The organism is Shewanella oncorhynchi (assembly GCF_030848765.1).
Taxonomy (GTDB): domain Bacteria; phylum Pseudomonadota; class Gammaproteobacteria; order Enterobacterales; family Shewanellaceae; genus Shewanella; species Shewanella oncorhynchi.
Window position 1 is genome coordinate 2,606,002 of sequence record NZ_CP132914.1, and the last position, 13,397, is coordinate 2,619,398.

Annotated in this window: 12 protein-coding genes; 7 read left to right on the forward strand and 5 right to left on the reverse strand. The window is 45.5% G+C overall.

The genetic code is table 11. The features are described from left to right. The first annotated feature begins 7 nt into the window (after nt 1-7). The 4 genes from ybfE to efp all read left to right on the forward strand — a co-directional run bounded on the left by ybfE (nt 8) and on the right by efp (nt 2,735). Complete coding sequence (gene ybfE, locus RA178_RS11795) at nt 8-280, forward strand: LexA regulated protein (RefSeq protein WP_006081577.1); 273 nt, start codon at nt 8-10, stop codon at nt 278-280. 54 nt (nt 281-334) lie between these two features. Further along, complete coding sequence (gene fldA / locus RA178_RS11800) at nt 335-862, forward strand: flavodoxin FldA (protein ID WP_006081576.1); 528 nt, start codon at nt 335-337, stop codon at nt 860-862. An 85-nt stretch (nt 863-947) separates the two neighbouring features. Next, nucleotides 948-2,129, forward strand: coding sequence for an elongation factor P maturation arginine rhamnosyltransferase EarP (gene earP, locus RA178_RS11805; RefSeq protein ID WP_306681984.1), 1,182 nt, complete (start codon nt 948-950; stop codon nt 2,127-2,129). 45 nt (nt 2,130-2,174) lie between these two features. Then, the gene (efp, locus tag RA178_RS11810) at nt 2,175-2,735 is read left to right on the forward strand and encodes an elongation factor P (protein WP_105252465.1); all 561 of its coding nucleotides are present in this window, start codon (nt 2,175-2,177) and stop codon (nt 2,733-2,735) included. Between the two features lie 101 nt (nt 2,736-2,836). On the opposite strand, the gene RA178_RS11815 is transcribed toward efp, so the two are convergent. Beyond that, entirely contained in the window at nt 2,837-4,171 is a 1,335-nt protein-coding gene (locus tag RA178_RS11815) for a glutamine synthetase family protein (protein ID WP_306681985.1), read from the reverse strand. A gap of 296 nt (nt 4,172-4,467) precedes the next feature. Then, on the reverse strand, nt 4,468-5,850 hold the full coding sequence (locus tag RA178_RS11820; protein ID WP_113939692.1) for a Na+/H+ antiporter NhaC family protein: 1,383 nt from the start codon (nt 5,848-5,850) through the stop codon (nt 4,468-4,470). Nucleotides 5,851-6,604: 754 nt separating this feature from the next. Here RA178_RS11820 and RA178_RS11825 point away from each other — a divergent pair. The 3 genes from RA178_RS11825 (at nt 6,605) to RA178_RS11835 (ending at nt 9,991) form a co-directional block, all read left to right on the forward strand. Continuing rightward, entirely contained in the window at nt 6,605-7,819 is a 1,215-nt protein-coding gene (locus RA178_RS11825; RefSeq protein WP_105252462.1) for a pyridoxal phosphate-dependent aminotransferase, read from the forward strand. Between the two features lie 209 nt (nt 7,820-8,028). After that, nucleotides 8,029-8,616 (forward strand): 5'-deoxynucleotidase, encoded by a 588-nt coding sequence (gene yfbR / locus RA178_RS11830; RefSeq protein WP_219250449.1) that lies wholly within the window; start codon nt 8,029-8,031, stop codon nt 8,614-8,616. Nucleotides 8,617-8,641: 25 nt separating this feature from the next. Continuing rightward, on the forward strand, nt 8,642-9,991 hold the full coding sequence (locus RA178_RS11835; protein WP_306681986.1) for an anti-phage deoxyguanosine triphosphatase: 1,350 nt from the start codon (nt 8,642-8,644) through the stop codon (nt 9,989-9,991). 186 nt (nt 9,992-10,177) lie between these two features. Here RA178_RS11835 and RA178_RS11840 read toward each other — a convergent pair whose 3' ends face one another. Genes RA178_RS11840 through pgl form a run of 3 tightly spaced genes read right to left on the reverse strand, consistent with a single transcriptional unit; the run spans nt 10,178 to nt 13,389 of the window. Further along, the gene (locus RA178_RS11840) at nt 10,178-10,819 is read right to left on the reverse strand and encodes a bifunctional 4-hydroxy-2-oxoglutarate aldolase/2-dehydro-3-deoxy-phosphogluconate aldolase (RefSeq protein WP_028759995.1); all 642 of its coding nucleotides are present in this window, start codon (nt 10,817-10,819) and stop codon (nt 10,178-10,180) included. 20 nt (nt 10,820-10,839) lie between these two features. After that, entirely contained in the window at nt 10,840-12,666 is a 1,827-nt protein-coding gene (edd, locus tag RA178_RS11845) for a phosphogluconate dehydratase (RefSeq protein WP_028759996.1), read from the reverse strand. 24 nt (nt 12,667-12,690) lie between these two features. Continuing rightward, nucleotides 12,691-13,389, reverse strand: coding sequence for a 6-phosphogluconolactonase (pgl, locus tag RA178_RS11850; RefSeq protein WP_306681987.1), 699 nt, complete (start codon nt 13,387-13,389; stop codon nt 12,691-12,693). Nucleotides 13,390-13,397: the final 8 nt, after the last annotated feature.

Genomic DNA, 13,397 nt, shown 5'->3' on the forward strand with positions numbered 1-13,397 from the left:
TAAGAACATGGCAAAAGAAGCGACAGACAGAACCACTATTGACCTTTTTGCCAACGAAAAGCGCCGGGGCCGACCACGTAGCAATCCTTTGTCCCGTAGCCAACAGCTTAAGGTCAACAAACGCAATCAAATCCAGCGCGATAAAGCCAACGGATTAAAGCGAATAGAGTTAAAGGTGTCACAAGATTTGTATGACGCCTTGAATGAGCAGGCATTGGCCAGTAACATCAGCCGTAGCCAGTTAATCGAATTAATTCTTCAGCAACAAGTTGAGTGCTGAACGAGTACCAGCAAGATTAACCTAATAAGTGAACTAGACATTAAAGGATAGACAATGGCAACTGTAGGTCTTTTTTTCGGTAGCGACACAGGTAACACCGAAGCTGTAGCCAAGATGATCCAGAAAAAACTGGGTAAAAAAATGGTTGAGGTGAAAGATATCGCCAAAAGTACCAAAGAACAGATTGCAGAGTATGACTTGCTGCTGTTCGGCATCCCGACCTGGTATTACGGTGAAGCGCAATGTGACTGGGATGATTTCTTCCCTGAATTAGAGCAAATTGATTTTACTGACAAACTTGTCGCTATTTTTGGTTGTGGTGATCAAGAAGACTACGCTGAGTATTTCCTTGATGCCATGGGCATGGTTGGCGATATTGTTCAGGCCCGTGGTGGCATCATCATCGGCCATTGGCCAACTGCAAGCTACAATTTTGAAGCCTCTAAAGGTCAAGTCGATGACGACCACTTTATTGGTTTAGGTATCGATGAAGATCGCCAACCAGAGCTGACTGAAGAACGTGTTGATGCTTGGGTTAAGCAAATTTACGAAGAAATGTGTTTAGCTGAATTAGAAGATTAATTCTGTTAACCATTTGATTAAAGCGGCTTAACGCCGCTTTTTTTATGCATATATTTCTGACTAAGAATAACGACATACCACACTCATGACCAACACACCCAGCTCCACCCATTGGGATATCTTTTGTACCGTCGTCGATAACTATGGCGATATTGGCGTCACTTGGCGTTTAGCCAAACAAATGGCTAATGAGTACCACATTCCAGTTAATTTGTGGGTCGACGACCTCGCAAGCTTCTCGCATATCTTACCGACACTCGATCCACTAAAAGCCATTCAAAGCTTCAATGGTGTGAATATTCTTCATTGGACTAAGCCTTTACCTATAGAGTTTGTCGCAGGGGAAGTACTCATCGAAGCCTTTGCCTGTGAATTACCCGAACAGGTAAAAGCGCAGCTGGTTTATTTACATCAGAACGCCCCAAAATCTGTACCTGTCTGGCTGAATTTAGAGTATTTAAGTGCTGAGGATTGGGTTGAAGGCTGCCATGGTTTGCCATCGTTACAAGCCAATGGTTTGAAGAAGTATTTCTACTTTCCCGGTTTTAGCGCCAAAACGGGTGGACTCATTTGCGAGCAAAATTTGTTTGCAGAGCGTGATGCTTGGCAAGCTGATACTGCCAATAAATTGCAGCTTTTTACTGATCTAGGTCTTAAGGACATTCAGGCACAAGACACTGTTATTAGCGTTTTTAGCTATGAGACCGAGGCGCTACCCGCATTATGTGAGTTATGGCAGCAATCGGTAGAAAAAATCCATGCGCTGATCCCCAAGGGGCGTAGCTTAAACAGTCTGACGCATTTACTGCCCTGTGAAATTGCCGCTCTAGTGCCAGGTCAACAGATAAATCATGGCAATTTAACCCTGCACATTTTACCTATGACAGACCAACAGGGGTTTGATCGCCTGCTCTGGAGCAGTGATTTTAATATCGTGCGCGGTGAAGATTCCTTTTTACGTGCCCAATGGGCCGCAAAACCCTTCATTTGGCACATTTATCCCCAAGAAGATGATTATCACCTCGTAAAATTAGAAGCTTTTCTTAAACTTTACTGCGATAATCTGCCACCTAAAATTGCTTGTTATTGGTCTGAATTGAATCTCGCGTTCAACCAAGCACAGCAATCAGCCGTGAGCCTTCACTGGCAAAACCTTAATCCTGTTAATTTGCCCTTGTTGCATCACCATGCTAAACAATGGCCAATTAATGCATTAAATGCTGCAGATCTCGCTACTCGACTAGTTCAGTTCGTTAAAAACAGCTAAGATACTGCGCGAAAACAGAAAAATCTAAATATAGGAAATAGTGTAATGAAAACTGCTCATGAAATCCGTCCTGGTAACGTGATCATGTTAGATGGCAGCCCATGGGTTGTGCAGAAAACTGAAACAACTCGTTCTGGCCGTAACGCTGCTATCGTTAAGTTAAAGTTGAAAAACTTACTGCTTAACTCTGGTACTGAAACGACTTTCAAAGGTGAAGATAAGTTAGAAGACATCATCCTAGATCGTCTTGACTGCACATATTCTTACTTTGCAGATCCTATGTTTGTATTCATGGATGCAGAATACAACCAATACGACGTAGAAGCTGAAAACCTAGGTGATGCAGCGGCTTATATCGTTGACGGTATGGAAGAAACTTGCCAAGTGACTTTCTATGATGGCAAAGCTATCTCTGTTGAAATGCCAACCACTATCGTACGTGAAGTGATCTACACTGAGCCTTCAGCTCGTGGCGATACTTCAGGTAAAGTGATGAAGCCTGCGACTATCACTGGCGGTGGCACAGTAAGTGTTGCAGACTTCGTGAAAGTAGGCGACAAAATTGAAATCGACACTCGTACTGGTGAATTCAAGAAGCGCGTTTAATCGCCCTTCTCGTTTCCAGACGAAGAAAAGCCAGTGCTTGCACTGGCTTTTTTGTTGCTATTTTTTTTAGTGATGTGTCGAGTCACTCAAGGGAATAGGCATTAGCATTGCGGCCCTAAGAAACGTCGCTCCCAAGCCCCTATCTCACTCAAATAACTTTGGAATTCAATTTCCTTCACCGATACAAAGCCAGTGACAAAATCGTCCCCGAGTAAGCGTCGTGCCGAATCACTTTGGCGCATTTGCGTTAACGCAGCTAAAAATGTCTGCGCGAGGTCATGGCTGCTATCGTAGGCGCTCCCGGTTTCTGGTGCACTTGGCGATAATTTTTCTTCCATTCCGGCAAGGCCCGCAGCCAAAGATGCGGCAATCATCAAATACGGATTGGCATCGGCGCCCGCAATACGGTTTTCTACCCGTCTCGCCACTGGAGCACTTAATGGCACACGTAGGCCAGTGGTGCGATTATCAACGCCCCAACTTAAATTAATCGGCGCTTGACTGCCGGAAATGTAACGTCTAAATGAATTGATATTGGGTGCAAATAACAACATTAAATCAGGTAGATACTTTTGTAATCCGCCGATGTAGTGGTGAAAACGGTCAGTGTCACTACCATCAGCATGGCTGAAAATATTATGACCTTTATCATCGACGACACTTTGATGTAAATGCATAGAACTGCCGGGTTGACCCGCTATGGGTTTTGCCATAAAAATCGCATTCAAACCATGTTTTATGGCGATTTCTTTCGCCGCGTATTTAAACATAAAGGCTTGATCCGCTAAGGCCAGCGGATCGCCATGCACTAAGTTAATTTCATATTGCGATAGCCCCATCTCATGGATCCAAGTATCACCTTTAATCCCAATCGCATCGATGGCGGCATTAAACTCATCCCAAAATGGCGCGAGTTCATTGAGCATATTCATGCTAAACGCAGATTGACCGTTTTCAGCTCGGCCACTTTTTGAAATGGGTGCATGATACGGCACACTCGGATCGGTATTGGCTTCAGTCAGATAAAACTCAATCTCAGGGGCCACCACGGGCGTTAACCCAAGGGCTTGGTAACGGGCCAACACATTTTTTAACATAGAGCGCGGCGCAAATGGACATAAATTGCCATCCAGTAATACGCAGTCATGGATGGCAAATGCGCGCGGCACTGTGCTCCATGGGATCATGTTGAGAGTGCTGTAATCGGGGACGAGTAAAAGATCAGGATCAGCATCAGGGAAAACAGGATCGTAGGAATACTCACCGGTAATCGCTTGCATCGAAATCGCTTGGGCAATACGTAATTCAGCACCCTGAGCAAAACTTCGGGCTGGCATAAGCTTTCCCCTTGGATAGCCTGAAATATCAGGGAATAAACACTCGACATCACGTATTGTGCCGTGCTCGAAAAACGCAGTAAGAAGAGTTGAGTCCATTTGATTCGTTTGCCACTAATGTTGAAAATAATGCCCTGAAGGATGCAAAGTATAATCAGGCTTTGATTTGAAAAGCTACATGGCGATGATGAAATATGTAAAATATAAATGACAATTTCGTAAAATATAATTTGACATCAGTTGAAAATCTTCATTTAACAGTGTAATCGTGTTTATCCTAGTTCAAGCCTCATCACTCTTTATTCACCTTTTACTCACTCTAGCCGTCTAACCTAATTACGGCAGACATAAAAAAACCAGCCGTAGCTGGTTTCTTATATTAATCGTGACAGAAGTTATGCAATCACAATAAAGCCGATAAATGCTATTACTGCTGCGATAAGTGCATAAGGTAACTGAGTCACAGCATGGCTCACTAAGTTACAACCTGAGCCTTGGGCGGCCAATACGGTTGAATCTGAGTAGAAGCACGCTTGGCTACCAAATGATGATGCAGACAATAAGGCCCCAATGACTAATGGGATGTCCGCCCCAACCGCTTGCGCTAATGGCATCACGATAGGAATCGTCACGGCAAATATACCCCAGCTCGAACCTGTGGCAAATGCGAGTATAGCCATAGATAAGAACACTACCGCAGGCAGCAATTTAGGTGTCATAAATGGGCTTAATGATTCAATGACGTACTGCGGCAGTAACAACTGATCGCACACATCCTTAAATACAAACGCCGCAATCACAGTGCTAATGGCCGGTAGCATGCTTTTAAAGCCATCGATCATTTGGTCCATCATCTCTGAAAATGGCATCAAGCGCTGCACTGCATAATAAGGAATCGTGATAACTAAGGTCGCCAGCAAGCCTTTCCACACGTCGATATCAAAGTACACGGTAAAGGCAACTAACAAACCAATAGGCACTAAAAAGTTATGCAGTTTGCCCTGATTATCGGCGTGCTTAAATTCCTCTTCTATGGCTTTAACCGCATATTCATCCGAAGTTTGCACTTGGTCGAAATCCACTTGCGCTTCCGCGGGTTCACCTTGGGCAGCGCGCAGCTGCGCAGTCTTCATTGGACCAATGGCGGGCACAATACCTAATGCGACAAGTAGCACCATAGCCACAGCTAACCAAGCATAAAGCATGTAAGGAATGGCTTGCATATACACTGCAATGCCTTGACCTTCGGCTGCCACACCGTTATCCACCAGTAATCCACCAAAAAATACCGCCCAAGTCGATAATGGCACTAACACGCACACGGGCGCGGCGGTGGAGTCCACGACATAGGCGAGCATTTCACGGGACACTTTAAATTTATCCGTTACACGCTTCATGGTTTCACCCACGGTCAACGCATTGAGATAGTCATCGATAAAAATCACGATCCCAAGGATAAAAGTCATTAATAGGGAAGATTTAGGTCCTTTCGCCAATTTAAGTGCATTGCGGCCAAACGCTAATGCGCCGCCAGTTCGAACTAAAAGTGCGATGAGCGCGCCAAAACCACCACACACCAGAATCAACCAACCTATGGTTTCATCGGCCATAACCTTCAATGACACACTAGCAAAATTGTTTAAGACTTGACTGGGATCGAGTAACAGGAAACCGGTTACCGCACCTATGATCAAAGATAAAATAGGACGGCGTAACCAAATAGCTAACACCAATACCACCAAAGGTGGAATGAGACTTAACGCTGTCGGTTCAGACATGCACTTAGGTCCTCTAAATAAATCGCCTAAAAGGCAAATGGTTTTAGAATAACGTCTGAAATCAACACGATTCAGAACGTCAACACAGCTGCTTCATGATGACTAACCCTGAAGATAAAACCCGCGAATTGCTTGCTATCTAAGGTGCCTTGCCAAAAACATCGCGCAGAAAATAAAGCGCATCGAATATTGAGTCAACTATAAATTTAACTTGATAGAAAATAAATTTAATTCCCGCGAGACAATTTTACATAACCATATAATTTAGAAGACTTTTAACGCCATCGCAACTTAAACATTTATGATCTTCTTAGCTTAATAAGCATTCAATAAATATGCCTAATTATCACAAGATAAAATGCCGCTTGCATAAGTTTACCTTATCAAAAATCTGTGATTAAAAATCAACCATTAAGTATCCGCTAAAATACATTTTCTTCTGTCACGATTAATATGGCTAATATAGAAAAATCAAATATGAGTCAGCTAATGAAAACGCATTTTCATCTTTCGAAATGAAAAAACATAAACAAGATTCCTCCACCAACCCAACAGATAAACAATCTTAAAATCATACAAATATCAGAACATAAAACTTGTGCATATTTCTTTAATCGACTGTTAAAGCATATTTAACTGAGGGGTATTTATAAAAAAAGCGCAATTCTGTGCTTATCCCCCCTTTCATCTACAATGAAATTTCGTTATGGTGCGCTAACTTAAGCCAAAACTTTATGCATGTTCCGAGGTGTAAATGCGCCCTATCATCAAATCCAACAAGCTGGATACCGTTTGCTATGACATCCGCGGCCCAGTGCACAAGGAAGCCAGACGTTTAGAAGACGAGGGGCATCGAATCCTCAAACTCAACATTGGTAATCCGGCCCCCTTCGGTTTCGAAGCGCCTGAAGAAATTGTGCGCGATGTGATCCTCAATTTACCCAGTGCCCAAGGCTACTGTGAGTCAAAAGGATTATTCTCTGCCCGTAAGGCCATAGTGCAGCATTATCAAGCCCAAGGGATTTTTGGTGTCGATATCGAAGATATCTATATAGGTAACGGCGTTTCAGAACTCATTATGATGGCAATGCAAGGCCTGCTAAATACCGATGATGAGATCTTAATCCCCTCACCAGATTATCCCCTGTGGACAGCAGCGGCGAATCTCGCGGGCGGCAAGGCTGTGCATTATCGCTGCGATGAAGAAGCGGACTGGTTCCCCGATCTCAACGACATTAAAAGTAAAATTTCATCACGTACTCGCGGCATAGTGCTGATTAACCCGAACAACCCAACCGGAGCGGTATACAGCAGAGAATTACTGCTGCAAGTGGTTGAACTGTGTCGTCAACATGATCTGATCCTTTTTGCCGATGAAATTTACGATAAAATTTTATACGATGAAGCCAAGCATATTCCTGCTGCGGGTCTATCAGATGATATTTTAACTGTTACTTTTAACGGTTTATCAAAGGCTTATCGTGCAGCAGGATTTCGTGTTGGTTGGATGATGTTATCTGGCAATCTTAAGGCTGCTAAAAGTTACATCGAAGGCTTAGAAATGCTGTCCTCGATGCGCCTCTGTGCAAACGTACCCAATCAACATGCAATTCAAACCGCGCTCGGCGGTTATCAGAGTATTAACGAGCTTATTTTGCCTAATGGCCGCCTCACAGTTCAAAGGGATGCCTGTTATGAATTACTTAACCAAATTCCAGGTGTGAGCGTTAAAAAACCAAAGGGCGCACTCTATGCCTTCCCTAAACTGGATATGAAGAAATTCAACCTAAGGGATGATGAGCGTTTAGTGCTGGATTTACTCAGAGAAAAGAAAATCCTGTTAGTGCACGGCACGGCCTTTAACTGGCCTGAGCCTGACCATTTACGAGTGGTTTTCTTGCCCTATAAAGAAGATCTGAAGAAAGCATTTACTGAGTTTGGCGCCTTCCTCGAAAACTATCGACAATAGAATATCCCTTTAACGGTTTGAGTCATAAAGCGATCCTAGTGGTCGCTTTATTTTTAGCTATTTCTTTAAATCCTCTACGCTCATGCTCACGTGTCATCCAAGGCTGTGATAATCTAAGACTTCACTAGCGTCAATACTGCCTACTCACTCGTTTCATGTCTTCCATTGCAGCTTGTCGCCTTCCGATTTCACTCTTTAGCAGGAAAACTATGAGTCATTTATTTGCGCATTTAGCTCGCATGAAACTTATCCAACGCTGGCCTTTGATGTACAACGTTCGCACTGAAAATGTTCAAGAACACTCGCTACAAGTTGCTATGGTGGCCCATGCACTGGTGATCATCAGCAATAAAAAGTTCGGCACGACGCTCGATCCCCATCAAGCCACCAGTTTGGCGATTTTTCACGATGCCAGTGAAATTCTCACGGGTGACTTACCGACGCCGGTGAAATACTTCAATAAAGAAATTGAAGCCGAGTATAAAAAGATTGAGGCGATTGCCGAGCAGCGCATGTTAGATATGGTACCTGAGGAATTTAAAGAAGATTATCGCAATCTGTTCATCAGCGATTACGCCGATCCCGTTTACAAGACCATAGTTAAATCCGCCGATACTCTGTGCGCTTACCTTAAATGCCTTGAAGAAAACCGCGCCGGCAACAGTGAATTCAATACCGCCCGCAAGCGACTTGAAGACATGCTGGCGACGAATCCCGATCCTGCAGTACAGTATTTTATGAACTGCTTTGTACCCAGTTTCACCTTGAATTTAGACGAAATTAACAAGATGCTTTGATTTTCCACTCTCGCTAGGAATGCATATGACTTCAAGTGTTTGGCAAGAACGCCGTCATGGTGAAGATAAACAACGGCGCTTTGATCACCGCAGCCCCTACCAAAGAGACAGGGCGCGTATTCTCCACTCGGCCGCCTTTCGCCGCCTTCAGGCCAAGACCCAAGTGCTCGGCGTTGGCATGAATGACTTCTATCGCACCCGATTAACCCACTCACTCGAAGTCTCGCAAATTGGCACTGGCATAGCCGCGCAGCTCAGACGCAAATATCCACAACATAAACAACTGCTTTGCTCTATGAGCTTATTAGAGTCCTTATGTTTAGCCCACGATATTGGTCATCCTCCCTTCGGCCATGGCGGCGAAGTCGCATTGAATTACATGATGCGCGACCACGGCGGTTTTGAAGGTAACGGCCAAACTTTTCGCATTTTATCTAAGCTTGAGCCCTATACATTAGATTTTGGGATGAACTTGTGTCGGCGTACCATGCTCGGGATTTTAAAATACCCAGCGCCGCACTCGAGGCTATTTGTCGCGGGTGAACATAATGAAATCACCAACCATAGACAGCTCAAGCCGTCACAATGGCCGCCGGTTAAGGGCATTTTCGACGATGATAACGACATCTTCGCTTGGGTGCTTGAGCCTTTGTCTGAGGCGGATAGCCGTCGTTTTACCTCGACACAGCAAGGTTCACACCCCGCCCTGCACCACTATCCACATCTGCGAACCCAGTTTAAATCCTTCGATTGCTCGATTATGGAACTGGCAGATGACATCGCCTATGCGGTGCACGATCTCGAAGATGCGATTGTGATGGGCATAGTCACAGCGTCCCAGTGGCATCAAGATGTGGCGCCGACACTGACCAGCAGCAGTGATGCGTGGATAAAACAAGAGCTGGCAGATATTGGCAACAAGCTGTTTTCCCATGAGCATCACCTGCGTAAAGATGCCATAGGCACACTCGTTAATGGCTTTGTCACCGCTATTGTTATCTCAGAAGATGACGTGTTCGAAGAGCCATTATTGCGCTTTAATGCGACGTTAGAGCCAGAATTTGCCATTGCGCTCAATGTGCTCAAGCAACTGGTTTATAATTACGTGATCCGTAAACCTGAGATCCAAATGCTCGAATATAAGGGCCAGCAGATTGTGATGGGATTATTCGAAGCCTTCGCTTCCGATCCCGAGCGTTTGCTGCCACTGAACACCCAAGAGCGCTGGCGCGAAAGTGAGCAACAAGGCTTAAACAGTCACAGAGTGTTGGCGGACTATATTTCAGGAATGACGGATGAGTTTGCAGGCAGACTATATCAGCAGTTGTTTAGCCCAAAAGCCGGCTCAAATGTAGAACTGAGCAAGGAAATGTAGGCAAGCAGACATTGCGCGGCCCGACTTGCTATAAAGCCAGACTGTTTGTAAATGCTCGTGTTACTGTAAAAACCAGACTTTCTACAGAGTCAGCTATCGCCGCCGTTCTTTATCAAAATGCGAAAGATAAAAGACAAAAAACCACCTTGCGGTGGTTTTTTATTTTGTCACTATTTCAAACTCGATTTATAAAGCGCCGATGGCATCTTTACAAAGTTGAGTGATACGATCCCAATCGCCGTGTTCCATTGCATCCGTTGGCGCAATCCAGCTACCACCAATACAATCGACGTTTTTCAGCGCTAAATAATCTTTATAGCTGCTTGGCGTAATGCCACCTGTTGGGCAGAAGCGAATATCCGCTAGCGGACCCGAGAAGGCTTTAAGGGCATCGACACCACCCGAGGCTTCGGCTGGGAAGAATTTAAAGTGAGTATAACCGAGCGCCATCCCCGTCATCACTTCTGAAATGCTCGCAACCCCTGGAATTAAAGGGATTGGACCATGCATACCCGCTTTGAGCAGTTCAACCGTCGCGCCTGGGGTAATAATAAACTGCGCACCCGCGGCAATCGCAAGATCAAGCTGAGCTTCGTTTAAGATAGTCCCTGCGCCGACTAAGGCCTCAGGCACTTCTTTGGCGATTTTAGTGATAGCTTCGAGTGCACAAGGCGTACGCAAAGTCACTTCTAACACGCTAATGCCGCCGGCAACCAGTGCTCGCGCTAATGGCACCGCATGTTCAATCTTGTTAATCACCATAACAGGAACAATAGGGCTGCGTTTAAAAATATCTTGTGGCTGTAGTGACCAGTTATTCTCAAGCATTGCGTTATTCTTCCTTTGTATTAATAAAGTTCATCGATGGCATTAGTACAACGCGCACCAGTTTCTGGACTACTTAGATTTGAACGTAGCGCACTAAATAACTCGCGGCCCATGCCATAACGTGAGCGATGTAAATCCACTATTCCCGCGGCTCTGGTGGCAAGTTCAGCTTCAGATACAAGCAGGCTCAGTTCGCCTGTTAACGCATCGACACGGATCAAGTCGCCATCTTGGACTTTGGCAATTAAACCACCATCTAAGGCTTCTGGCGTCAAGTGAATGGCCGCAGGGACTTTACCCGACGCACCAGACATGCGACCGTCGGTCAGCAGCGCGACTTTAAAGCCTTTGTCCTGAAGCGTTCCCAATAATGGGGTTAACTTGTGCAGTTCTGGCATACCGTTAGCTTTCGGGCCTTGACCTTTAACCACCACAACACAATCTCTATCCAAAGCACCGGCTTGGAACAAGGCATCGAGTTTGTTTTGATCGTCAATCACCACCGCGGGCGCTTCAACGACACGATGTTGTTCTTGTACTGCTGACACTTTGATCACAGCGCGGCCTAAGTTACCTTTGAGTAATTTTAAGCCACCGTTGCCTTGGAAAGGTGATGCGACTGACGTTAACACTTCAGTATCTAAGCTAGTCGTTGGACCATCGACCCAGCGCAGTTCACCGTCGAGCAACCTTGGCTCTTGGGTATAACGGCGTAAACCAAAGCCCGCAACGGTATTTACATCTTCATGCAATAGACCCGCATCGAGCAATTCTTTGATTAAGTACGCCATGCCACCGGCTGCATGGAAATGATTAATATCGGCGTGACCGTTTGGATACACGCGCGCCACTAATGGCACGGCATCGGATAATTCAGAAAAATCATCCCAGTTCACAATAATACCGGCAGCACGAGCCGCGGCGACAATATGCATCGTCAAGTTAGTAGAACCGCCTGTCGCTAATAGCGCGACTATGCCGTTAACCACAGACTTTTCGCTGACCACTTCACCGATTGGGGTATATTGGGTGCCCATTTCGGTTAAACGACACACTTGCTTAGCCGCCATCTTGTTTAAGGCTTCACGCAGTGGATCATCTGGATTCACAAATGACGAGCCTGGTAACTGCAGACCCATCACTTCAAGCATCAACTGATTCGAGTTTGCCGTGCCGTAGAAAGTACAGGTTCCTGCACTGTGGTAGGACTGGGCTTCAGCTTCTAATAGCTGCGCGCGGTCTACTTTACCTTGAGCAAATTGTTGACGAATACGGGCTTTTTCTTTGTTCGGGATACCTGATTTCATCGGCCCTGCCGGCACGAATAACATAGGTAAGTGACCAAAACTTAAGGCGCCGATAAGTAAACCTGGAACGATTTTATCGCAAATGCCGAGCAGTAAAGCGCCATCGAACATGTTGTGAGACAAACCCACAGCCGTTGCCATCGCAATCACTTCACGACTCAGTAAGCTCAATTCCATACCGGGTTGACCTTGAGTCACACCATCACACATGGCCGGAACACCGCCTGCCACTTGTGCAACACTGCCGACTTCCTGACAGGCTTTTTTAAGCAATTCAGGATAGCTTTCATAGGGTTGGTGCGCAGATAACATATCGTTAAATGCCGTCACTATGCCGATGTTCGCCTTATTCAATTGACGCAATGCATTTTTGTCGTCTGGATTACAGGCGGCAAAACCATGGGCTAAGTTGCCACAGCTCAATGAGCTACGGTGTACACCATGGTTACGGGCATCATTCAATGCGGCGAGATAACCTTCACGTGACGCTTTGCTACGGGCAATAATTCTGTCGGTAACAGCTTGAACTACTGAGTGTATTTCTACTGAGTGCATAGTGACTCCTTAAGCGCTCCAGAACACATCAACGGGCGTTTTACGCTGCGCTAATACGGCTCTGATAGGCATAGCATGGACATCATCACTTTCTAACGCTTGACGATATACGGATAATTTCTGTTCCCCGACCAAGTGCAGATAAATTTGTCTGCTGTTCAAAATCGCACTCTTAGAGAGCGTAATTCTGCCATGGGGCGCTGTGGTGGGGTTCGTCGCCACACACAGGGCTTGGGTTGTGAGCGCATTTTCAAGCTCAGCACTGCAGGGAAACCAAGAGCAGGTATGACCATCGTTACCCATGCCTAACACCACCACATCAAAAGGACGTGGGAAGTTAGACAAGGACTCTGCGGCCATATCGGCGCCCGCTTCTGCAGTCGAAAACATGTTTTTTAAACCGCGGAATTTGGCATTCGCCGCACGGTTTTGTAATAAATGTTCACGCACGAGACGCTCATTAGAAGCATCGGCGTCGGCTTCAACCCAGCGCTCATCGGCAAGCGTGATATAAACATCACTCCAATCGATGGATTTCATGCTCAATAGTTGAAATAACTTAAGCGGCGTCGAACCACCGGAAACCACTAAGCTCGCTTTTCCGCGGGCATCGACGGCTTCCTGCAACTGGCTCGCAATTCTATTCGCAAGCTGTTGTTCTAACGCACTTGGCGTATCGAAAGATTTGAATACGGCTTCTTTAATCATCAAAGTCT

What these genes read in the sequence shown, in the direction of transcription:
- RA178_RS11820 (WP_113939692.1), bottom strand. Translation starts at nt 5,850, where the DNA reads ATGTCTGAACCGACAGCGTTAAGTCTCATTCCACCTTTGGTGGTATTG.
- pgl (WP_306681987.1), bottom strand. Translation starts at nt 13,389, where the DNA reads ATGATTAAAGAAGCCGTATTCAAATCTTTCGATACGCCAAGTGCGTTA.
- earP (WP_306681984.1), top strand. Translation starts at nt 948, where the DNA reads ATGACCAACACACCCAGCTCCACCCATTGGGATATCTTTTGTACCGTC.
- RA178_RS11840 (WP_028759995.1), bottom strand. Translation starts at nt 10,819, where the DNA reads ATGCTTGAGAATAACTGGTCACTACAGCCACAAGATATTTTTAAACGC.
- RA178_RS11815 (WP_306681985.1), bottom strand. Translation starts at nt 4,171, where the DNA reads ATGGACTCAACTCTTCTTACTGCGTTTTTCGAGCACGGCACAATACGT.
- ybfE (WP_006081577.1), top strand. Translation starts at nt 8, where the DNA reads ATGGCAAAAGAAGCGACAGACAGAACCACTATTGACCTTTTTGCCAAC.
- yfbR (WP_219250449.1), top strand. Translation starts at nt 8,029, where the DNA reads ATGAGTCATTTATTTGCGCATTTAGCTCGCATGAAACTTATCCAACGC.
- RA178_RS11835 (WP_306681986.1), top strand. Translation starts at nt 8,642, where the DNA reads ATGACTTCAAGTGTTTGGCAAGAACGCCGTCATGGTGAAGATAAACAA.
- efp (WP_105252465.1), top strand. Translation starts at nt 2,175, where the DNA reads ATGAAAACTGCTCATGAAATCCGTCCTGGTAACGTGATCATGTTAGAT.
- fldA (WP_006081576.1), top strand. Translation starts at nt 335, where the DNA reads ATGGCAACTGTAGGTCTTTTTTTCGGTAGCGACACAGGTAACACCGAA.
- RA178_RS11825 (WP_105252462.1), top strand. Translation starts at nt 6,605, where the DNA reads ATGCGCCCTATCATCAAATCCAACAAGCTGGATACCGTTTGCTATGAC.